This window comes from Microbacterium sp., assembly GCF_051860965.1.
Lineage (GTDB): Bacteria > Actinomycetota > Actinomycetes > Actinomycetales > Microbacteriaceae > Microbacterium.
On record NZ_JBIMKU010000018.1, the window covers coordinates 1 to 512 of the forward strand.

The 512-nt window shown below is 64.6% G+C and carries 1 protein-coding gene; it reads right to left on the reverse strand.

From position 1 onward, the window contains the following. Window positions 1–311: ATP-binding cassette domain-containing protein (locus ACTIFV_RS18650; RefSeq protein WP_439594306.1), on the reverse strand; the 311-nt coding region annotated here is incomplete at its 3' end. Window positions 312–512: the final 201 nt, after the last annotated feature.

The window sequence follows — 512 nt, forward strand, 5'->3', positions numbered from 1 at the left end:
TCTACCCGCTGGCTGATCTCCGCGCCCGGCATGCCGCGCAGCTTCAGCGCGTTCGCCATGTTGTCGCGCACCGTCTTGTGCGGATAGAGGGCGTAGTTCTCGAACACCATCGCGATGTCGCGGTCCTTCGGCGGTAGCTCGTTGATGCGCTTGCCATCGAAGGTGATCTCGCCGGCCGAGATGTGCTCGAGGCCCGCCAGCATCCTGAGCGTCGACGACTTTCCGCAGCCCGACGGACCGAGTACGCAGAGAAACTCCCCGCTCTTGCAGGAGAACGACAGGTCGCGGACGGCAGGCACCTTGCCGTACATCTTCCAGACCTCGGACACTACCACCTTAGTCATCGGTCCGTAGACCTCCCTTGTCGTTCCGCCCCGGGGGACGTCTTGTTCTTCTCAGCCGCGCACGGCGCCCATGGTGAGGCCGGTGACGAGGTAGCGGCGGATGACGAGCCCGAGCAGCATCATCGGCAGCGTCGTGACGACACCCGCGGCCATGATCTTGCCCCACTG